This window comes from Bacillus sp. FSL M7-1345, from assembly GCF_038006985.1.
In the GTDB taxonomy this organism is placed as follows: Bacteria; Bacillota; Bacilli; order Bacillales; family Bacillaceae_G; genus Bacillus_A; species Bacillus_A cereus_U.
Genome location: NZ_JBBOWG010000001.1, coordinates 3,320,139 through 3,339,967, shown reverse-complemented (window position 1 = coordinate 3,339,967; position 19,829 = coordinate 3,320,139). Strand labels below are relative to the sequence as shown.

The window sequence follows — 19,829 nt, the reverse complement described above, 5'->3', positions numbered from 1 at the left end:
GAAAACACCACTGATTAAAAGTTCACTTTATTCTCAAGGAGGTAGGTCGTATGAAAACTATTCTTGCTATCGCTGGGCTTATTTGGGTTTTATCACACGGTATTCCAATTTATGAAGGAGAACAAATTCGTAGTGCTCTAAATAAAGAATTTAATGAATATCATATTATTGATCGACAAGATAATGTTGTTACAGTTCGTGTAAATGATTGTTTTCATACAGTTACCGTTGAAGGAACTTCTGTAGTTAATGACACAAAATTATGTGATCAACAATAGATGTATATATAATAGAAAGAAAAAAAGTCTCAATTCAAATTTGTGATGATTGAGGCTTTTTTTATTGAGTTTTAGTGGGAGATTTCATTGTTTTTTTGAAAAAGGGAAAGGGTATAATGATAATTGGGATTGAGAAGCTAAGTATTTGTTAAGAATAATCATATAAAGATAAGATACTCATATAGGGTATCATTACATAGATATTTAATGCTATAATTGGTATACTCGTAAAAAGTATTTGTTTTTATTGGATGAAGAGAAACTTTAAGAAGGTGATAATATGGATCATAAAGAGCAGGAAACAACGGCTATGCATAGATCAGAAAAAGAAAAAGAGCAAATTATAAATAGATTGAAGAGAATTGAAGGACAAGTTCGTGGAATTCAAAATATGATTGAAAATGATCGTTATTGTGTTGATATTCTAGTGCAAATTTCAGCGATCAATGCAGCGATGAAAAAAGTAGGAATGGGCGTCTTAAAGAATCATACAAATCATTGTGTTTCAGGAGCTATTAAAAACGGGAATGGTGACGAAGCAATTGAAGAATTAATGACCGTTTTTGAACGTTTTTCAAAAGCGTAAAAACCAAGCTAGTATTTGACTGGCTTGGTTTTTCTTTATACATATATGGGGTATGGACAGATGGTATAAAAATTGATGCGTGGAATAAAGAGAAAATAAAGGTTTTAGAAAAATTTTTAAATCATTATATAAAACCATTGATTACCTTAGGGGGGTATGGTAAGATGTAGTTGTGATTAACAAACAATGAAGAAACAAGAGGAGGATTTTAAATGGAACAGTTAACATTAAAAGTTGAGGGTATGTCTTGTGGGCATTGTGTAAACTCTATTGAAAGTAATGTGAAAGAACTAAACGGCGTTGAACAAGTAAAAGTTCAATTAGCAGAAGGAACTGTTGAAGTTACTATCGACTCATCAGTTGTAACATTAAAAGATATCGTTGCTGTAATTGAAGATCAAGGCTATGATGTTCAATAATAATTTTTAATATGGAAATAAATCGTACTTTATATGGAGTACGATTTATTTTGCTAAAAATTATACCTTATAAGGGTATATAGAGGTGAGAGACATGAATGAACAAAAAGAGGCCAATCTCCAAATATCAGGCATGACATGTGCAGCATGTGCAAATAGAATTGAAAAAGGTCTTAAAAAAGTAGAAGGTGTGCAGGATGCAAATGTGAATTTTGCACTTGAAAAAACGAAAATTTTGTACGATCCAACTAAAACAAATCCGAAAGAATTTAAAGAAAAAGTTGAATCGTTAGGATATGGCATTGTAAGTGATAAAGCGGAGTTTACCGTTTCGGGAATGACATGCGCAGCGTGTGCGAATAAAGTGGAAAAGCGTTTAAATAAACTAGATGGTGTGAACAAGGCGACAGTAAATTTCGCTTTAGAATCAGCTACAGTAGACTTTAACCCTAATGAAATCAGTGTAAATGAGATGAAGAGTACAATCACAAAATTAGGATATAAATTAGAAGTGAAATCGGATGAGCAAGATTCATCAACAGATCACCGCTTAAAAGAAATTGAGCGACAAAAGAAGAAGTTTATGTTTTCGTTTATTTTATCATTTCCGTTATTGTGGGCAATGGTGAGTCATTTTTCATTTACATCTTTTATTTATTTACCTGATATGCTTATGAACCCATGGGTGCAGCTGGCCCTTGCAACTCCAGTACAGTTTATAATTGGAGGCCAGTTTTATATTGGTGCTTATAAAGCGTTACGCAATAAAAGTGCAAACATGGATGTTCTTGTGGCACTTGGAACGTCCGCAGCTTATTTCTATAGTGTTTATTTAAGTATTCAATCAATTGGTTCTTCAGAACATATGACAGATTTATATTTTGAAACGAGCGCGGTACTTATTACTTTAATTATTTTAGGTAAATTATTTGAGGCGAAAGCAAAAGGGCGTTCATCAGAAGCTATTAAAAAGTTGATGGGATTACAAGCGAAAACTGCCACAGTTGTGCGAGATGGCACAGAAATGAAAATTTTAATCGAAGAAGTGGTAGCTGGTGATATTGTCTATGTTAAACCTGGTGAAAAAATCCCAGTAGATGGAGAAATTGTAGAAGGAAAATCAGCGATAGATGAATCGATGTTAACAGGCGAGAGTATTCCAGTTGATAAAACAATTGGGGATGTAGTAATCGGTTCTACAATGAATAAAAATGGATTTTTAAAAGTTAAGGCAACTAAGGTAGGAAGAGACACTGCATTAGCTCAAATTATTAAAGTAGTGGAAGAGGCTCAAGGTTCGAAAGCTCCTATTCAAAGGGTAGCTGATCAAATTTCAGGTATTTTCGTACCTGTTGTAGTTGTGATTGCTATAATCACATTTGCGGTATGGATGATATTTGTTACACCTGGTGATTTTGGAGGAGCACTTGAGAAAATGATAGCAGTGCTTGTTATCGCTTGTCCATGTGCATTAGGTCTTGCAACACCTACATCTATTATGGCGGGATCAGGAAGATCAGCTGAATACGGTATTTTATTTAAAGGTGGAGAGCATTTAGAAGCGACGCACAGATTAGATACGATTATTTTAGATAAAACGGGTACAGTGACAAATGGAAAACCGGTATTAACTGATATAATTGTGGCAGATGGATTTGATGAGAAGGAAATATTAAAATTAGTTGGTGCAGCAGAAAGAAATTCTGAACATCCACTTGCAGAAGCAATTGTAGAAGGAATTAAAGAAAAGGGAATTGATATCCCAAGTTCAGAAACGTTTGAAGCAATTCCTGGCTTTGGTATTGAGTCGGTTGTAGAAGGGAAACAGTTATTAATTGGTACACGCCGATTAATGAAGAAGTTTAATATTGATATTGAAGAAGTTTCTAAAGCGATGGAAGAACTAGAGCGAGAAGGAAAAACGGCAATGCTTATAGCGATAGATAAGGAATATGCTGGAATTGTTGCTGTTGCAGATACTGTAAAGGATACTTCAAAAGCAGCAATTGCAAGACTTAAGAAAATGGGTCTAGATGTCGTTATGATTACAGGAGATAATACACAAACTGCTCAGGCAATTGCAAAGCAAGTTGGTATTGATCACGTAATTGCAGAAGTATTACCAGAAGGAAAAGCAGAAGAAGTGAAGAAACTTCAAGCTAGTGGTAAGAAAGTGGCTATGGTTGGAGATGGAATTAATGATGCTCCTGCTCTTGCTACAGCGGACATTGGAATGGCAATTGGAACAGGAACAGATGTAGCAATGGAAGCAGCGGATATTACGTTAATCCGTGGCGATTTAAATAGTATTGCTGATGCAATTTTCATGAGTAAAATGACGATTAGAAATATTAAGCAAAATTTATTCTGGGCATTAGCTTATAACGGCCTAGGAATTCCAATTGCGGCGCTCGGTTTCTTAGCTCCTTGGGTTGCAGGTGCAGCGATGGCGTTTAGTTCTGTATCAGTCGTATTAAATGCATTAAGATTGCAAAGAGTTAAATTGAAATCTTAAACACTTTCAGCTATAAAACGAATTTAATATGCTTTTTTACAATAAACAATACTTTGTATAAGTATTGTTTATTGTTCGTTTAGAAGGAAAGATCGATATAATATAGAAAGAGCAGAAGTAGTGAATCTTATATAGTGGAAGAAACTGTTTCAAAAATAAACACGAAATAATTATCCAGATAACCGAAATAGAAGAGTTAGTTTGATAAGGAGTTTTACATATGTTTAAAGATATTAAAATTAGAACATTCCAGAAAGAGGATTTAGAGCAAGTATTACAATTGTTCTATGAAACGGTTCATACGGTTAATGCACAAGATTATAATACGTTACAGCTACAGGCATGGGCACCAAAGCGACTAAATAGAGAAAGTTGGCTAAAGTCTTTAGAAAAGAATATTAGTTATGTAGCGGATAACAACGGTGTGATAGTTGGATTTGGGGATTATAATGATGAACATTACATAAATCGTTTGTTTACACATAAAGATTATCAAGGGAAAGGGATAGCTTCTTATATATTACAAAAGTTAGAAAAAGAAGTAATGAAGCTAGAACATAGGGATATATATACAGAGGCAAGTATTACAGCAAAACCTTTCTTTGAAAGTAAAGGTTATATTTGCATAAAGGAACAAAATAAGCAGCATAATGGTCAGATTTTTATTAATTATATAATGAAAAAAATAGCCTTCTCATAAATGAGAAGGCTATTTTTCATTATTTTACAGCTTCTTTTAGTTCTTTACCAGCTTTAAAAGCAGGTACTTTAGAAGCTGCGATTTGCATTTCTTCACCCGTTTGTGGGTTACGGCCTGTACGAGCAGCTCTTTCGCGAACTTCAAATGTACCGAATCCGATAAGTTGTACTTTTTCGCCAGCAGCTAAAGAGTTAGTGATTGATTCTACTACAGTTTGTAAAACTACAGTAGCTTCTTTTTGAGAAATTTCAGCTGATTGCGCTACGTTTTTGATTAATTCTGTTTTATTCATGTTTTCACCTCATATGTAAATAATGCTATTTAAGTTGTTATTATAACGTATAAAAGTTCAGAGAACAAGTGTACGCAGATATATTTACGAAAAAATTGAAATTCGTATCGTTTTTTCATGTTGTCACATCAATGTAACAAAAAGGTTTTAAAGTACATCTAGAGGTGAAAATATGAATACGCATCATGTAAAAAAAGAGCGAAAAAAATCAATCTTAAAGAAATTTATTATTAGTCTCATAAGTATATTAATGATTCCAATAAGCTTGTATTTCTATGCAACAGAAATAGAACGAAGATTAGTATCGGTCACGTGGAATGAAATAGAAGCTCCTACGATTCCTAAAGAGTTTAACAATAAAAAGATATTGCAATTCTCAGATGTGCATTTAGGGCCAGAGTTTACACTGAAGCAACTAGATAATTTGGTTGAGAAAATGAATGAGTTACGTCCAGATATAGTAGTTTTTACAGGGGATTTAATAGATAAGTTCGGATCTTATAATGAGGAAAGAGAAGAGGCGAAAGAAATTTTGAGGAAAATTCATGCTCCTCTCGGAAAGTATGCTGTGTTTGGGAATCATGATAGAGGCGGGGGCGGTAGTTTATTCTACAAAAGGTACATGGAGGAAGCGGGTTTTTCTGTTTTAGTAAATGACGTGCAGAAAATTAAAGTGGAAAATGGCAAGTATATTACAATATCTGGTTTGGATGATTTCTTATTAGGGAAACCACAAATAGACTCGACTTTAAAAAACTTAAGACAACAAGATTTCAATATGTTATTAGTACATGAGCCTGATGTTGTAGACAAAGTAGCTTGTTATCCAGTTGATTTTCAAATCTCAGGACATAGTCACGGAGGACAAGTTCAGATTCCTTTTGTAGGTCCTTTAATTACCACAAAATTAGCAGAGAAGTATGTTGAAGGAATGTATGAATTAGAAGGAAAGAGTAAGCCATTACATTTATATGTAAATCGCGGTATTGGGACGACGCGAATGCCTGTTAGATTTTGGAGCGTACCTGAATTTTCAGTTTTTGTATTGAAGCAAAGTAGTAACTAAAGTAGAACGTTTCATATTTTGGAGAATTAAGAGTACTTTTAAAGAAAGTTCTCTTTTTTTATTGATTAAATACAGAATATTGTGTATTTTTTTGTTTAAAGTGTTAAAAAGAAAGGGGAATTTTTATGATAGAAACATGGCATAAAGAATTGGAAAGTTTATATAACCAAATGGTTTCGTGGCGAAGAGATTTTCATCAATACCCAGAGCTATCGTTTCAAGAAATAGAAACACCGAAAAAAATAGCTGAAATCTTAAAAAGTTTTCATATTGATGTGAAAACAGATGTCGGGGGAAGAGGGGTAATCGGCGTAATTGAAGGTGGAATACCTGGGAAGACGATCGCGTTGCGTGCTGATTTTGATGGACTACCTATTCAAGATGAAAAGCAAGTTTCATATAAATCAAAGATTCCTGGCGTAATGCACGCTTGTGGCCATGATGGACATACAGCAACACTTTTAGGAGTCGCAAAAATATTAAGTGAAAACAGAGACCAACTTTCAGGGAAAATAGTCCTTATTCATCAACATGCAGAAGAGAAAGAACCTGGTGGGGCAATTGCTATGATTGAGGATGGTTGTTTAGAAGGAGTAGATGTTGTTTTTGGCACACATTTATCTTCTCAAATGCCTGTAGGAATTGTTGGGGCGAAAGCTGGAGCAATGATGGCCGCAGCTGATACTTTTGAAGTGAAGATTCAAGGGAGAGGCGGTCACGGCGGTATGCCGCATCATACTGTAGATGCCATTATCGTTGCAACACAAGTTATTAATCAATTGCAACTTTTAGTTAGTAGAAAAGTAGATCCGTTGCAATCTGCTGTATTAACAGTTGGTACATTCCATGCTGGTCAAGCAGATAATATTATTGCGGATACTGCTACATTTACAGGGACAATTCGGACGTTAAATCCTGAAGTTAGAGAATTTATGGAGAAGGAATTTAAACGAGTTGTTGAGGGGATTTGTCAGTCTCTTCATGCTGAAATTAATATTCAATATAAACGGGGTTATCCAATATTAATAAATCATTTAGATGAAACGAGTCATTTTATGGAGATTGCGAAACGTGATCTTGGAAGAGACAGAGTCATTGAAGTACCACCGATTATGGGTGGAGAAGATTTTGCATATTATTTAGAACATGTTCCAGGAGCATTTTTCTTTACAGGTGCGGGTAATGAAGAAATAGGAGCAACATACCAACATCATCATCCTCAATTTGATTTTGATGAACGTGCGATGTTGGTTGGTGGGAAGTTACTTTTAAGTCTCGTAAATAGTTATTTGAGAGATGGAAAAGAATCTCTTAAAACTTTAGATGTGAATACGACAAAGTAATTTGCATAAATAAAAAACAACAATAGGTTATTTGACACTCCCACCCTTAAAGGGGCAAGTTGACTAATGTCAGTGGGATTCTTGTTACCAAAGGAGAAGTCCATTTCTGGTATCGCTGACGTGCAAGATTGCGGTGTGCCATCACCACTCTCACGACAGACCATATAGGTTCGTGATCTAGGTACTATCAGCATACCGTACAGATTCGTGTTCCGATGTTTTAGCGCCTTGTTCTTGACGTCACATATTATTTTACCTATAGCATGAATTCGGCTATCGAACTTCCTATGATATCTTGTTTTCGAAGAATGGTATATCCAATCATTGCTAGAAAAGATTCATATATAAGTAAAGAAACAAGTAATTACTATTAGCATAGTGAAAATAAACTTTTTTCTTGACTTTTTATATGAAGGAGAGCAAAATGATAAAAAAGGAAGGGGGGATGACGATGGAAGAGTACGTATTAGAGCTGTATAACCTGTTATATACGACAGAATGGCAAGATATTGTTTCGTTTCTCGGGATAGTATTTTGTATGAAGATTGTAATCGTATATATGGAAGAGCAAGGTATGTTCTATTCCTTCTCATCTCCGTTCGATTTGCAAAGAGAGCCGTTACCAAACTATGCCAATATAAATGATAAACAAATTCCTTTTGTTATATTCTTTATGATTCGTTTTATAACAGCGATTGTGAAGAGGAAAGAAAGTGATGAAGAAGAGTGCCACTTAACTTGTAAGATAGCTAACGTTTTTTAAGCTAAATACAAGGAGGAGATTTATATGTGGTTTCGATTTCTTATGATTGGTTTCTTTTCATTAACAGCAATTTCACTAATGGGATATCAAGTGTCTGAAATATATCAAGCGTATAGCAATACGTTTTTTAACAAAAACTAATTGCATTGCTATTTAAATAATAAAGCGATAAAATCCTTCTTAAGAAGTTTTATTAAGAAGGATTTTTTCTTTGCCTTGTCTTGCTGTGTCAAACTATTGTCACATTTACACTGTGAATAATATGTTAAAATAGTGAGGTTACGTATACATATTTGAAGGAAGAGGGAGTGACCATTTTGGTGGATCAATCAACAAATCAGAAAAGCTATGCTCCTATTGTGATAACGCTTTCTGTAATTGTAAATGCGATTATATTATTTTTGTTCTTTGGACCTGTTGGCTATGAAGGAGAAGTCCATTTTGATGTAACAATTTTACCAATGTTAAATGCAATCTTTAATAGTTTTACGTTTGTATTTTTATTAGCAGCTTTATTCTCTATTATTAAAAAGAATGTGAAAATGCACCGTGGTTTTATCCTGGCAGCATTTACAACGACTTTACTATTTTGTGTTTCGTATTTATCGTACCATTACTTAGCACCAGCAACACATTTCGGTGGAGAAGGATTCATTAAATATGTGTATTTCATCATTTTAATTACACATATTATCCTTGCGGCGATTATTGTACCACTTGCATTGTTCGCACTAGTATTTGGTTTTACGAATCAATTAACACGTCACCGTAAAATTGTACGTTGGACGATGCCGATTTGGTTATATGTAAGTTTATCTGGTGTTATTGTTTACTTAATGATCTCGCCTTATTATCAATAAAAAATCTCAGCCTTTAAGGCTGGGATTTTTTTGTTAAGCAAATTTGTTTGTGAAATTAAAAAAGTGTGGTATACAAAAGTATAGTTGCTTTTCATATGGAAGGGATGGTAAAGGTATATGCAAAATTTTGTATTTCGTAATCCAACAAAACTTATTTTTGGTAAAGGACAATTAGAGCAGTTAAAAACTGAAATTCCACAGTTAGGTAAAAAAGTTCTTCTCGTATATGGAGGAGGAAGTATTAAAAGAAACGGTATTTATGATAATGTAATTTCTATTTTAAAGGATATAAATGCGGAAGTGTTTGAGTTGACGGGTGTTGAACCAAATCCTCGTTTATCAACAGTAAAGAAAGGGATTCAAATTTGTAAAGACAATGGAGTCGAATTTATTTTAGCGGTTGGCGGAGGAAGTGTAATCGACTGTACGAAAGCGATTGCTGCTGGTAGTAAATATGATGGAGATGTATGGGATATTGTAACGAAAAAATCATTTGCTAGCGAGGCGTTACCGTTCGGTACTGTACTCACTCTTGCGGCAACAGGTTCTGAAATGAATGCAGGCTCTGTAATTACAAACTGGGAAACGAATGAAAAGTACGGCTGGGGCAGTCCAGTTACATTCCCTCAGTTTTCAATCTTAGATCCAGTTCATACTGCGTCTGTACCGAAAGATCAAACAATTTACGGTATGGTAGATATTATGTCACACGTATTAGAACAATATTTCCATCATGGAACAAATACAGAACTACAAGATCGTTATTGTGAATCTGTTTTAAGAACAGTCATTGAAACAGCTCCTAAGCTTTTAAGTGATTTAGAAAATTATGCGCATAGGGAAACAATATTATATTGCGGAACGATGGCGTTAAACGGCATTTTAGCGATGGGAGTAAGAGGAGATTGGGCAACTCATAATATTGAGCATGCAGTTTCTGCTGTTCATGATATACCACATGGGGGTGGCCTTGCGATTTTATTCCCGAACTGGATGAAGCATGTTGTAGATGAAAATATAAGTCGTTTTAAACAGTTCGCTATTCGTGTATTCGATGTAGAAACAGATGGGAAGACCGATAAAGAGATTGCATTAGAGGGAATTGAGGCATTACGTCAATTTTGGACTTCGATTGAAGCGCCAGTAACATTAGCTGATTACGCTATTAGAGAAAGTGAAATTGACTTAATGGCGGATAAAGCGATGGCTTATGGTGAATTCGGTAACTTTAAAAAATTAAATAAAGATGATGTTCTTGCAATTTATAAAGCTTCTTTATAAGTGAAGCGAGAGAAGAAACCTATTTGATTGTTGTATCAAATAGGTTTCTTTTTTGTTGTTTATAACCGATTGTGATTGTTAATGATTATTTTTGGTTGTTTGTGGTTGATTTTTGTGATCGTTTTCATTATACTGTAATCAAAGAAGAGGTGAAGAAGATGTTAACTCCTGAACGTCATCAAATGATACTACAACTTGTAAAAGAACAAAAAGTGGTTAAATTACAGCAATTAGTGGAAAGAACAGAAAGCTCTGAGTCGACAATTCGTCGTGATTTAGCACAATTGGAAAAACAAAGGTTATTAAAAAGAGTTCATGGTGGTGCCTCTGTTTTAACAGGAAAAGGACAGGAGCCCACGATGATTGAAAAATCATCCAAAAACATTCAAATAAAACAACAAATTGCCAAGTATGCGGCTAGTATTGTTGAACAAGGGGATTGCGTTTATTTAGATGCAGGAAGTACAACATTTGAAATGATTCCATTTTTAATAAACAAAGATGTTACTGTCGTAACGAATGGACTTATGCATATTGAAGCTTTAGTTGAAAATAATATTTGTGCGTATTTATTAGGCGGGATGATGAAGAGTAGGACGAAAGCTTTAATTGGTGCTATGGCACAGGAAAGTATGCAGAAGTATCGTTTTGATAAATGTTTTTTAGGAGCTAATGGTGTACATGAACAGTTAGGGTATACAACGCCAGATCCAGAAGAAGCACTCTTGAAACAAATGGCATTAACATTAGCGAACGAAGGGTATTTCTTAATTGATGAAAGTAAATTTTCAGAAGTTGCGTTTGCGAAAATTGCAAATGTTGAAGATGCAAGCATTATTACAAACCATTTAGAAATTGATTTAGAAAAATATAAAAGACAAACCAATGTAATTGAGGCTGATAAACAATGATCTATACAGTTACTTTAAACCCATCTATTGATTATGTAGTACAAGTTAATTCTTTCGATTTAGGAACAGTAAACCGAGCAGAGAAAGATATGAAGTTTCCTGGAGGAAAAGGGATTAATGTTTCTCGTGTTCTTCATCGTTTAGGTGTTGAAAATGTAGCGCTTGGATTTACGGGTGGATTTACTGGTCAATTTATTAAAGATGTATTGCATGGTGAAGGTGTAACAACGAACTTCGTCCAAGTAGATGGAGATTCTCGAATTAATGTGAAAATAAAAGGGCAAGAAGAAACAGAGTTAAATGGACAGGGTCCTATTGTGACAAATGAGCAATTTGAACAATTGATGAAAAAAATCGAAAGTATGCAATCTGGAGATTGTGTTGTACTAGCTGGAAGTGTACCTTCTTCTATTCCAACTACCTTTTATGAATCAATCGCAGCGTTTGGAGCCGAAAAAGGTATTCGTGTAGTAGTAGATGCAAGTGGAAGTGCACTGCAGTATGTAACTAAAAATAAGCCATTTTTAATAAAGCCAAATCATCATGAACTTGGTGAGTTATTCGGAGTGGAGCTTTCAACAGTAGAAGCCATTTTACCGTATGGAAGAAAATTAATCGAACAAGGTGTAGAGCACGTTATAGTATCAATGGCAGGAGATGGAGCTTTATTATTTACGGCAGAAGGTATATATGAAGCAACTGTTCCAAAAGGTGTTGTAATTAATTCAGTTGGGGCAGGAGATTCCCTTGTTGCAGGATTTGTAGGTAAATATGAACAGACAAAAGATATTGAAAAAGCATTTCAATATGGTGTTGCAACGGGGAGTGCAACAGCATTTTCGGCAGATTTATGTACAAAGGAAAAAGTAGAAGAATTATTGTCGCAAGTAATTGTAGCTAAGCGATAGGGGGAAGCAACATATGAAAATTACAGAACTATTAAAAAGGGATACAGTCATTATGAATATGACAGCTTCAAATAAAGAAGCTGTCATAGATGAATTAGTTGAGAAATTAAATGGTGCTAATCGTTTAAATAATAAAGCTGAATTTAAAGAAGCTATTCTAAAGCGGGAGTCACAAAGTACAACAGGAATTGGTGAAGGTATTGCTATACCTCATGCGAAGACGAAAGCTGTTAAGCAACCAGCAATTTGTTTTGGTAGAAGTGTAAGCGGTATCAACTATGAATCGCTTGACGGACAGCCTGCACATTTATTCTTTATGATTGCTGCAAGTGAAGGGGCGAATAATACTCATTTAGAAACGTTGTCGCGTCTATCTACATTATTAATGGATGAAGGTTTTCGTAAACAATTATTAGAAGCAAAGGATGAAGAGGAACTTCTTCGTTTATTTGATGAAAAAGAGAATGAAAAAGAAGAAGAAGTTGAAGTAGCAAAGCCAGAAGGGAATGAACCGTACGTATTAGCTGTTACAGCTTGTCCAACTGGTATCGCTCACACATATATGGCTGCGGATAGTTTAAAAGCAAAAGCAGCAGAGTTAGGTATAGCCATTAAAGTTGAAACGAACGGATCAACAGGTATAAAGAATGGTTTAACGAAAGAGGATATTGAACGTGCAACAGCGATTATCGTTGCGGCAGATAAACAAGTAGAAATGAACCGTTTTGCTGGAAAACATGTCATTCAAGTGCCGGTCGCTGATGGCATTAGAAAAACTGAAATCCTTCTTAATCGAGCTGTAAAACAAGATGCACCAATCTTTAAGGGTGTAAAAAAGGATGGGAAGGCAGAAAGTGTAGAGAGAGAAAAAGGGCTGGGAATTTATAAGCATTTAATGAGCGGTGTAAGTAATATGCTTCCATTCGTTGTTGGTGGCGGGATTTTAATCGCGCTAGCGTTTATGTTCGGTGGAATTAAGGCAAAAGGTCCTATTGCTGAAATATTAATGGCTATTGGCGGTGGAGAAACAGGTGCGTTTTTATTCCTTGTACCAATTTTAGCTGGATTTATCGCAAGCTCTATTGCTGATCGTCCTGGTTTTATGCCTGGTGTTGTTGGTGGATTTTTAGCAGCACAAGCGAATGCTGGATTTTTAGGTGGATTAATTGCTGGTTTCTTAGCTGGATATGTTGTTTTAGGATTGAAAAGATTATTTTCAGGATTACCAGTACAGTTAGAAGGAATTAAACCTGTTTTGTTATATCCAGTCTTTGGATTGTTGATTACAGGAGTTGTTATGCAAAAAGTAGTAAACCCGCCTGTAGTAGCATTAAATGAAATGTTAACAGGATGGTTAAATGGTTTGAGTGGTACAAATGCTATATTATTAGGCCTTATTTTAGGTGGTATGATGGCAATTGATATGGGTGGTCCAATTAATAAAGCGGCATTTACATTTGGTATTGCTGCCATAGAAGCACAGAATTTTGGAGTGCACTCAGCAGTGATGGCTGGTGGTATGGTACCACCACTTGCGATTGCATTAGCAACCACATTCTTTAAAACAAAATTTACAGAAGCGGAACGTAAATCTGGTTTAACAAATTATATTATGGGAGCTTCGTTTATTACAGAAGGTGCGATTCCATTTGCAGCTGCCGATCCAGTTCGAGTAATAGTAAGTTGTGTTGTTGGTTCAAGTATCGCGGGTTCCTTATCTATGTTATTCCAAATTACATTGCCGGCACCGCATGGTGGATTGTTTGTTATCGCATTAGTGAATAAACCGTTGCTATACATTTTCTCTATATTAATTGGGACGATTGTTTCAGCTATTATGATAGGTGTTTGGAAGAAGAAAGTTAAATAAAAGATAAAAAGGGACAGCTAATAGGAGTTGTTCCTTTTTCATTACAAAAAGTAATTTAATAATTGGATTATGATGGATTTTGGTAAAAGATGTAATGAAAAGTGATTTTTTTGTAACAAAAAAGTAATACTGTAATTTTTTCTGGAAAAAAATTCTTATACTAATTTGTGAGAAATATATGAAAACTATTGCTAATTTTGGTAGAAATGCAATTCTTTAATATGGAAATTTATGTTACAAATCATTAATCGTTTATTACGAATGCTTTGTAATTGTGTGATTTTCGAAATTCTACAAAAAACTGTTGCTATAATGAGAACACGAAAACAAAGCAAATGGAGGCTATTCATGAAAAAATTATTAGGTATAGCAACAGCAGCAGTTTTTGGTCTTGGGATTTTTGCAGGTTCTGCTAAAGCGGAAACGATTGTAACAACAGATGTATTAAACGTTAGAGAAAACCCAACTGTAGAATCAAAGCTTGTAGGTAAAATGTTAAGTGGGAATAAATTAGATGTTATAAATACAGAAAACGGATGGTCCAAAATTAAATTAGATGGCAAAGAAGCGTTTGTAAGTGCTGAGTTTACGAAAAGTTCTTATTATGTAACAGCAAATGTATTAAACGTTCGTGCTGGAGCGAATACTGATTCAGAAATTCTTGGTACGCTTAAAAAAGATGACTTGATTGAAACGACAAATCAAGTACAAAACGAATGGTTACAATTCGAATATGGTGGGAAAGCGGCGTATGTTCACGTACCATTTTTAACAGGTACAGCACCTGTTATTGAAAGAAAAGAAGTTCCAGCTCAAGATGAAGCACCAACTAAGGTGAAAACGGCGGTTAAAAATGATGCATCAGTTAAGGAGAAAACTCCGGCTAAAAATGATACGGCAGTTAACGGAAAAGAATCTGTTAAAAGTGGGGCATCAAGTAAACCAGTAGCACAAGCGAAGCCGGCAGCTAAGCCAGTGGCGAAATCTACTGAAACAAGTGCACCTGCTGGTCGTGAAATAACAGTAGAAGCGACAGCTTACACAGCTAATCCGAGTGAAAATGGCACATATGGTGGTCGTGTGTTAACTGCGATGGGGCATGATTTAACAGCAAATCCAAATATGAAAGTTATTGCTGTTGATCCGAAAGTAATTCCTCTAGGATCAAAAGTGTGGGTGGAAGGATATGGAGAAGCAATTGCTGGAGATACTGGTGGCGCGATTAAAGGAAACCGTATTGACGTTTTAGTTGGTTCAGATAGCACTGCTGATAGTTGGGGTCGTAAATCCGTTAAAGTGAAAGTTATAAAATAATGTATTAAAATAAAAAACGGCTGCTTGAAAATGTCTAAGCGGCCGCTTTTTTTATAAGAATTATTGAAAAGGGTAAATTGTTTTACCTGTAATAATTTTATACGCGGTGCAAAATTGAGTTTGCATATACTCTGTATTTTTATTTTCTGGATGTAACGCTGTTTCTTGAAGAGTAGAATGAAAGGAACGTAGTAAACAATTTAGTGCGAAATATAATTCTTCTTGTGAACAATTTTGTTCTTTTGTAGCGGTAGCTAAAATAAGGTCTTTTATTAATAATGGAAAATCGATAGTCGCTTGTTTCATAGTCACTGCACCCTCTCCCGAGCTATTTTTTATCATGTATATGCAGAATTGGACAAGCTATGCTCTTTTTTTATGTATAATTTCATGTACTAGATTCAAAGAACTTGCAATCATGCCGTTAAAATTGGTAAGATTGGGTATAATCAATAGATGGAGTATATTACATAAAGAGAGTTGAATGATATGGGAGAAGTGCAACGTGAAAAAGTTGCTGTCATCATTGGGCCAACTGCTGTCGGGAAGACGAAATTAAGTATCGATCTTGCAAAAGCGTTGAATGGTGAGATTATTAGTGGTGATTCCATGCAAATTTATCGTACGATGGATATCGGGACTGCAAAGGTGACGACAGATGAGATGGACGGAATTCCGCATTATATGATTGATATAAAAGATCCGGAAGATTCATTTTCTGTGGCGGAATTTCAAGAACGTGTCCGTAAGTGCATTCGAGAAATTACTGAGCGCGGGAAATTACCAATTATTGTTGGTGGAACCGGTCTCTATATACAATCTGTTCTATTCGATTACCAGTTTACAGATGAGGCTGGGGACGCTACATACCGAGAACAGATGGGAAAATTAGCATTAGAACGCGGTGTGGAATATATACATAAAAAGTTGCAAGAAGTAGATCCAGAAAGTGCGGAGCGTATTCATGCCAATAATGTAAGGCGTGTTATTCGGGCGTTAGAAATTTTTCACACGACGGGTGAAAAAATGAGTAACCAGCTCGAAAAACAAGAAAATGAGTTACTGTACGATGTTTCATTAATTGGCTTGACAATGGATCGAGAAATGCTATACGATCGCATTAACTTACGTGTTAACCTAATGATTGAACAAGGTTTATTAGAAGAAGTAAAAGGTCTACATGAAAGAGGAGTGCGAGATTGTCAATCTATTCAAGCGATTGGTTATAAAGAGATATATGATTATTTTGAGAATCGTGTATCTTTAGAAGAAGCGGTATCACAATTAAAGACGAATTCACGCCGTTATGCAAAACGTCAATTAACGTGGTTCCGTAATAAGATGGATGTCGCGTGGTTCGATGTTACTGATGGTGAAAAAACGTCAGAAATTTTACGATACATAGAAGGAAAGCTACAACTAAAGTCGAATAATAGTAAGTAGAGAAAAAGAGGAGGATTCGACATGAAGCAATCAATCAATATTCAAGATCAGTTTTTAAATCAACTCCGTAAAGAGAATACGTTCGTTACGCTGTACTTATTAAATGGTTTCCAGCTTCGTGGATTAATTAAAGGATTTGATAATTTTACAGTCCTGCTGGAAACAGAAGGTAAGCAACAGCTTATTTATAAACATGCAATTTCTACATTTGTACCACAAAAAAATGTTTCGATTGAATTAGAGTAGTAATGAATTATTGTACATAACAAAAAAAGAGCGAGTTTCTCGCTCTTTTTTTTATTTGTCATAAACAATAAATAGTGAAATTTAAGCGATTCTAAATACAGTAAGTCGGATGTTAGTGTTGCCTGTTTCGGGAATTGTAATTTCGCTAAGGGTAGATTTGACAGAAATATTTGTGCCAGCTACTAACGTTTCAATTGTAGTAAATGAAAGTGAGTCGCCTATTAGATTTGAAGAGAAGTTGTCAGTTGCGACTGCTCCATTTATTGAAATTCCTATTCCGAGCGGAGCACATCCTGGTGCAGTTGTAGAGATGGATACGCTAATTACATAAATACCAGCGTTGATAACAGTAACTGTATCTGTGCCGTTGAAGATAATATTGTTTGCGTTAAATACTGTATGAAAAATGAAGTTGTTAAATTGGAGTACAGTTTGTTGAATGTTGTTTGTTACAACGATTGTCGCTACTGGGAAGTTAGGTCCAGTAGGTCCGGTAACTCCTATACCAGTAGCACCCGTTGGTCCTTGAACACCTTGAGGTCCAGTAGCACCCGTGTTACCTTGAACACCTTGAGGTCCGGTAGCACCCGTGTTACCTTGAACACCTTGAGGTCCGGTAGCACCCGTGTTACCTTGAACACCTTGAGGTCCAGTGGAACCAGTAGCACCCGTGTTACCTTGAGGTCCACCAGAAGGTCCAGTAGGTCCGGTAACTCCTATACCAGTAGCACCTGTGTTACCTTGAGGTCCAGTAGCGCCAGTAGCACCCGCTGGTCCTTGAGCGCCTTGAGGTCCAGTGGAACCAGTAGCACCCGTGTTACCTTGAGCGCCTTGAGGTCCAGTGGAACCAGTAGCACCTGTGTTACCTTGAGGTCCAGTAGCGCCCGTGTTACCTTGAACACCTTGAGGTCCAGTAGCGCCCGTGTTACCTTGAACACCTTGAGGTCCAGTGGAACCAGTAGCACCCGTGTTACCTTGAGCACCTTGAGGTCCGGTAGCACCCGTGTTACCTTGAACACCTTGAGGTCCGGTAGCACCCGTGTTACCTTGAGCACCTTGAGGTCCGGTAGCACCCGTGTTACCTTGAACACCTTGAGGTCCGGTAGCACCCGTGTTACCTTGAGCACCTTGAGGTCCGGTAGCACCCGTGTTACCTTGAACACCTTGAGGTCCGGTAGCACCCTTGTGTTACCTTGAGCACCCACCTTGAGGTCCGGTAGCACCCGTGTTACCTTGAGCACCCGGTAGCACCCGTGTTACCTTGAACCCGTGTTACCTTGAACACCTTGAGGACCAGTGGAACCAGTAGCACCTGTGTTACCTTGAACGTGAGTCCAGTAGCACCCGTGTTACCTGTGTTACCTTGAACGCCTTGACCTTAGCACCTGTGTTACCTTGCGCACCTTGAGGTCCAGTGGAACCAGTAGCACCTGTGTTACCTTGAACTTGACCTTGCACCTGTGGTCCTTGAGGTCCAGTGGAACCAGTAGCACCTGTGTTACCTTGAACGCCTTGAGGTCCAGTAGCACCCGTGTTACCTTGAATACCTTGAGGTAGCACCTGTGTTACCTTGAATACCTTGAGGACCAGTGGAACCAGTAGCGCCCGTGTTACCTTGACCCGTGTTACCTTGAATACCTTGAGGTAGCGCCCGTGTTACCTTGAGTGAGGTCCGGTAGCACCCGTGTTACCTTGAGCACCTTGAGGTCCAGTGGAACCAGTAGCACCCGTGTTACCTTGAACACCTTGAGGACCAGCTGTGGAACCAGCACCTTGAGCACCTTGAGGTGTGTTGTTACGCCTTGTAGCACCTGTGTTAACCTTGAGGTCCAGTGGAACCAGTAGCACCTGTGTTACCTTGAACGCCTTGAGGTCCAGTAGCACCCGTGTTACCTTGAGCACCTTGAGGTCCAGTGGAACCAGTAGCACCCGTGTTACCTTGAACACCTTGAGGACCAGTGGAACCAGTAGCACCTGTGTTACCTTGAACGCCTTGAGGTCCAGTAGCACCCGTGTTACCTTGCGCACCTTGAGGTCCAGTAGCACCTGTGTTACCTTGAACGCCTTGAGGTCCAGTGGAACCGGTAGCACCTGTGTTACCTTGCGCACCTTGAGGTCCAGTGGAACCAGTAGCACCTGTGTTACCTTGAACGCCTTGAGGTCCAGTGGAACCAGTAGCACCTGTGTTACCTTGCGCACCTTGAGGTCCAGTGGAACCAGTAGCACCTGTGTTACCTCTAGGACCAGTGGAACCAGTAGCGCCCGTGTTACCTCTAGGTCCGGTAGCACCAGTAGCGCCCGTGTTACCTCTAGGACCAGTGGAACCAGTAGCGCCCGTGTTACCTCTAGGACCAGTGGAACCAGTAGCGCCCGTGTTACCTCTAGGACCGGTAGCACCAGTAGCGCCTGTGTTACCTCTAGGACCGGTAGCACCAGTAGCGCCTGTGTTACCTCTAGGACCAGTGGAACCAGTAGCGCCCGTATTACCTCTAGGTCCAGTAGGTCCAGTAGGTCCTCGACCGAACGAAGCTGAATTAACTAGGGTAGTTTGTAATTCGGCTATTAGTTTAAGGAGTTCTTGGAGTGTACACGGGTCAATTCGGAATAGCTTTGTAATGTATAGTATATAATTAATTAGGTTTTGAAGTTCAATAAATACAGCACTTGCTACGAAGGTTGGATTTTTTAATATAGTTATTAAGTTTTTAATGATGGCTAATCCTTGTGCTTTCAGAGCGGAAGTGGTGTCTAGTGAACAGATGAATTTGCTTAGTAGGTGCAATGTATCTATTAGATCCTCTATGTTTTTGGGAGATGGATTGGCGAAAAGTTTAGGAATTATTTTTATTAAATCGTTAATGATTGCGCGGAATGTTCTAATTTGCGCTTTAGTAATTGGGATTGTTGGGGTAGTTGGAATGCGTCCAGCGCTAGTTGGAAAGCACGGATTGGAGTATTTATTTTGATCGTCGTTAAAGCGAGACATTAAATCTCTCCTTTCTAATAAGAATGTGAACGAAACTCATCATAGTAG

The 19,829-nt window shown here is 37.2% G+C and carries 18 protein-coding genes and 1 pseudogene; 16 read left to right on the top strand and 3 right to left on the bottom strand.

What is annotated here, in order from left to right; genetic code table 11:
- The first annotated feature begins 50 nt into the window (after positions 1–50).
- The 5 genes from MHB76_RS17405 to MHB76_RS17385 all read left to right on the top strand — a co-directional run bounded on the left by MHB76_RS17405 (position 51) and on the right by MHB76_RS17385 (position 4,498).
- A complete protein-coding gene (locus MHB76_RS17405) occupies positions 51–278 on the top strand; it encodes a hypothetical protein (protein ID WP_002160816.1) in 228 nt (75 codons plus the stop codon).
- Positions 279–558: 280 nt separating this feature from the next.
- The gene (locus MHB76_RS17400) at positions 559–864 is read left to right on the top strand and encodes a metal-sensing transcriptional repressor (protein ID WP_002160817.1); all 306 of its coding nucleotides are present in this window, start codon (positions 559–561) and stop codon (positions 862–864) included.
- Positions 865–1,076: 212 nt separating this feature from the next.
- Positions 1,077–1,283, top strand: coding sequence for a copper chaperone CopZ (copZ, locus tag MHB76_RS17395; RefSeq protein ID WP_002160818.1), 207 nt, complete (start codon positions 1,077–1,079; stop codon positions 1,281–1,283).
- A 94-nt stretch (positions 1,284–1,377) separates the two neighbouring features.
- The gene (locus tag MHB76_RS17390) at positions 1,378–3,798 is read left to right on the top strand and encodes a heavy metal translocating P-type ATPase (RefSeq protein ID WP_078172977.1); all 2,421 of its coding nucleotides are present in this window, start codon (positions 1,378–1,380) and stop codon (positions 3,796–3,798) included.
- A 220-nt stretch (positions 3,799–4,018) separates the two neighbouring features.
- The gene (locus MHB76_RS17385) at positions 4,019–4,498 is read left to right on the top strand and encodes a GNAT family N-acetyltransferase (protein ID WP_002160820.1); all 480 of its coding nucleotides are present in this window, start codon (positions 4,019–4,021) and stop codon (positions 4,496–4,498) included.
- 19 nt (positions 4,499–4,517) lie between these two features.
- Here the strand turns inward: MHB76_RS17385 and MHB76_RS17380 are convergent, their stop codons facing one another.
- Positions 4,518–4,790 (bottom strand): HU family DNA-binding protein, encoded by a 273-nt coding sequence (locus tag MHB76_RS17380; RefSeq protein WP_002111275.1) that lies wholly within the window; start codon positions 4,788–4,790, stop codon positions 4,518–4,520.
- A gap of 172 nt (positions 4,791–4,962) precedes the next feature.
- On the opposite strand from MHB76_RS17380, the gene MHB76_RS17375 reads away from it, so the two are divergent.
- The 9 genes from MHB76_RS17375 (at position 4,963) to entD (ending at position 15,106) form a co-directional block, all read left to right on the top strand.
- Complete coding sequence (locus tag MHB76_RS17375; RefSeq protein WP_078172980.1) at positions 4,963–5,856, top strand: metallophosphoesterase; 894 nt, start codon at positions 4,963–4,965, stop codon at positions 5,854–5,856.
- Between the two features lie 125 nt (positions 5,857–5,981).
- Positions 5,982–7,199 carry a M20 metallopeptidase family protein gene (locus MHB76_RS17370; RefSeq protein ID WP_078172981.1) on the top strand — a complete coding sequence of 406 codons (1,218 nt, stop codon included), beginning with the start codon at positions 5,982–5,984 and terminating at the stop codon, positions 7,197–7,199.
- Between the two features lie 424 nt (positions 7,200–7,623).
- Positions 7,624–7,962 carry a hypothetical protein gene (locus MHB76_RS17365; RefSeq protein WP_002160823.1) on the top strand — a complete coding sequence of 113 codons (339 nt, stop codon included), beginning with the start codon at positions 7,624–7,626 and terminating at the stop codon, positions 7,960–7,962.
- A 317-nt stretch (positions 7,963–8,279) separates the two neighbouring features.
- On the top strand, positions 8,280–8,822 hold the full coding sequence (locus MHB76_RS17360; protein ID WP_000228315.1) for a DUF420 domain-containing protein: 543 nt from the start codon (positions 8,280–8,282) through the stop codon (positions 8,820–8,822).
- Between the two features lie 117 nt (positions 8,823–8,939).
- Entirely contained in the window at positions 8,940–10,103 is a 1,164-nt protein-coding gene (locus MHB76_RS17355; RefSeq protein ID WP_078172982.1) for an iron-containing alcohol dehydrogenase, read from the top strand.
- A 158-nt stretch (positions 10,104–10,261) separates the two neighbouring features.
- The gene (locus MHB76_RS17350; protein ID WP_002111269.1) at positions 10,262–11,014 is read left to right on the top strand and encodes a DeoR/GlpR family DNA-binding transcription regulator; all 753 of its coding nucleotides are present in this window, start codon (positions 10,262–10,264) and stop codon (positions 11,012–11,014) included.
- A complete protein-coding gene (pfkB, locus tag MHB76_RS17345) occupies positions 11,011–11,922 on the top strand; it encodes a 1-phosphofructokinase (RefSeq protein WP_078172983.1) in 912 nt (303 codons plus the stop codon). The genes MHB76_RS17350 and pfkB overlap by 4 nt, the downstream gene beginning before the upstream one ends.
- Positions 11,923–11,935: 13 nt before the next feature.
- Positions 11,936–13,792, top strand: a complete 1,857-nt coding sequence (locus MHB76_RS17340) for a PTS fructose transporter subunit IIABC (protein WP_078172984.1) — start codon at positions 11,936–11,938, stop codon at positions 13,790–13,792.
- Between the two features lie 348 nt (positions 13,793–14,140).
- The gene (entD, locus tag MHB76_RS17335; protein WP_078172986.1) at positions 14,141–15,106 is read left to right on the top strand and encodes a cell wall-binding protein EntD; all 966 of its coding nucleotides are present in this window, start codon (positions 14,141–14,143) and stop codon (positions 15,104–15,106) included.
- Positions 15,107–15,166: 60 nt separating this feature from the next.
- Here the strand turns inward: entD and MHB76_RS17330 are convergent, their stop codons facing one another.
- Positions 15,167–15,412: a hypothetical protein gene (locus MHB76_RS17330; RefSeq protein ID WP_002199601.1), complete on the bottom strand. Its 246-nt coding sequence runs from the start codon at positions 15,410–15,412 to the stop codon at positions 15,167–15,169.
- Between the two features lie 183 nt (positions 15,413–15,595).
- On the opposite strand from MHB76_RS17330, the gene miaA reads away from it, so the two are divergent.
- Positions 15,596–16,549 (top strand): tRNA (adenosine(37)-N6)-dimethylallyltransferase MiaA, encoded by a 954-nt coding sequence (gene miaA / locus MHB76_RS17325; RefSeq protein WP_078172987.1) that lies wholly within the window; start codon positions 15,596–15,598, stop codon positions 16,547–16,549.
- Positions 16,550–16,570: 21 nt separating this feature from the next.
- Positions 16,571–16,795 carry an RNA chaperone Hfq gene (gene hfq, locus MHB76_RS17320; RefSeq protein WP_000813896.1) on the top strand — a complete coding sequence of 75 codons (225 nt, stop codon included), beginning with the start codon at positions 16,571–16,573 and terminating at the stop codon, positions 16,793–16,795.
- 81 nt (positions 16,796–16,876) lie between these two features.
- Here hfq and MHB76_RS17315 read toward each other — a convergent pair.
- A pseudogene (locus MHB76_RS17315) lies at positions 16,877–19,781 on the bottom strand (Gly-Xaa-Xaa repeat protein).
- Positions 19,782–19,829 lie beyond the last annotated feature (48 nt).

Bases quoted from the DNA above. Each gene is read 5' to 3' on its own strand.
- MHB76_RS17405 (WP_002160816.1), top strand. From the start codon at position 51: ATGAAAACTATTCTTGCTATCGCTGGGCTTATTTGGGTTTTATCACAC.
- MHB76_RS17400 (WP_002160817.1), top strand. From the start codon at position 559: ATGGATCATAAAGAGCAGGAAACAACGGCTATGCATAGATCAGAAAAA.
- copZ (WP_002160818.1), top strand. From the start codon at position 1,077: ATGGAACAGTTAACATTAAAAGTTGAGGGTATGTCTTGTGGGCATTGT.
- MHB76_RS17390 (WP_078172977.1), top strand. From the start codon at position 1,378: ATGAATGAACAAAAAGAGGCCAATCTCCAAATATCAGGCATGACATGT.
- MHB76_RS17385 (WP_002160820.1), top strand. From the start codon at position 4,019: ATGTTTAAAGATATTAAAATTAGAACATTCCAGAAAGAGGATTTAGAG.
- MHB76_RS17380 (WP_002111275.1), bottom strand. From the start codon at position 4,790: ATGAATAAAACAGAATTAATCAAAAACGTAGCGCAATCAGCTGAAATT.
- MHB76_RS17375 (WP_078172980.1), top strand. From the start codon at position 4,963: ATGAATACGCATCATGTAAAAAAAGAGCGAAAAAAATCAATCTTAAAG.
- MHB76_RS17370 (WP_078172981.1), top strand. From the start codon at position 5,982: ATGATAGAAACATGGCATAAAGAATTGGAAAGTTTATATAACCAAATG.
- MHB76_RS17365 (WP_002160823.1), top strand. From the start codon at position 7,624: ATGATAAAAAAGGAAGGGGGGATGACGATGGAAGAGTACGTATTAGAG.
- MHB76_RS17355 (WP_078172982.1), top strand. From the start codon at position 8,940: ATGCAAAATTTTGTATTTCGTAATCCAACAAAACTTATTTTTGGTAAA.
- MHB76_RS17350 (WP_002111269.1), top strand. From the start codon at position 10,262: ATGTTAACTCCTGAACGTCATCAAATGATACTACAACTTGTAAAAGAA.
- pfkB (WP_078172983.1), top strand. From the start codon at position 11,011: ATGATCTATACAGTTACTTTAAACCCATCTATTGATTATGTAGTACAA.
- MHB76_RS17340 (WP_078172984.1), top strand. From the start codon at position 11,936: ATGAAAATTACAGAACTATTAAAAAGGGATACAGTCATTATGAATATG.
- entD (WP_078172986.1), top strand. From the start codon at position 14,141: ATGAAAAAATTATTAGGTATAGCAACAGCAGCAGTTTTTGGTCTTGGG.
- MHB76_RS17330 (WP_002199601.1), bottom strand. From the start codon at position 15,412: ATGAAACAAGCGACTATCGATTTTCCATTATTAATAAAAGACCTTATT.
- miaA (WP_078172987.1), top strand. From the start codon at position 15,596: ATGGGAGAAGTGCAACGTGAAAAAGTTGCTGTCATCATTGGGCCAACT.
- hfq (WP_000813896.1), top strand. From the start codon at position 16,571: ATGAAGCAATCAATCAATATTCAAGATCAGTTTTTAAATCAACTCCGT.